1 pseudogene is annotated in these 783 nt (G+C 58.1%); it reads right to left on the bottom strand.

The features are described 5' to 3' along the window. Positions 1-783: pseudogene (locus TH19_RS22840) on the bottom strand (Ig-like domain-containing protein); the annotation flags it as partial.

Below are 783 nucleotides of genomic sequence, written 5' to 3'. Positions count from 1 at the left end.
CCATTATCGGTACCTGCCGACAGGGTTGCACCGTCGGGAACACCGGAGATCGTGATGGTGAGCGTCTCGGAACTGTCGGTCAGACCGGCATCAATATCAAGAGCGATGGCCGAATCTTCGCTTCCCGATGCATCGGTAACATCCAAAGTCGGAGCATCCGCCACACCAGCAACGTCAACCGTGATGCTGCCCGTCGTCGTTGCGACATCCTCGCCATCCGCCGAGGTCGCAGTGACATCAAGATCAAACGATCCGCTGAAGTCATCCGCAGGCGTAATCGTCAGGCCTTCAAGATCACCGGAGCTCAGGGTCCAGGTGCCATCACCGTTGTCGGTACCAGCCGACAGCGTCGCGCCGTCCGGAACGCCGGAGATCGTGATGGTCAGAACTTCCGAGCTGTCCGTAAGACCTGCATCGATATCGAGTGCAATCGCACTGTCTTCGGAACCACTGGCATCCGCCACATCAAGCGTCGGAGCGTCAGCCACGGCCGATACATCAACGGTGATCGTGCCGGTGGTTGTCGCAACATCCTCGCCATCGGTAGAAGTCGCGGTGACGCCAAGATCGAAGCTGCCAGAGAAGTCATCAGCAGGTGTAATCGTCAGACCTTCTAGGTCACTCGAACTCAGGGTCCAGGTACCGTCACCATTATCGGTACCTGCCGACAGGGTTGCGCCATCCGGAACACCCGAGATGGTGATCGTCAGAACTTCCGAGCTGTCCGTCAGACCTGCATCGATATCCAAGGCGATGGCAGAATCTTCGCTGCCAGAAGCATCG

Source organism: Thalassospira profundimaris (assembly GCF_003326675.1).
GTDB classification, from domain to species: Bacteria; Pseudomonadota; Alphaproteobacteria; order Rhodospirillales; family Thalassospiraceae; genus Thalassospira; species Thalassospira aquimaris.
Note: the sequence above shows the minus strand (reverse complement) of the source record. Positions and strands in the feature narration are given on the sequence as shown.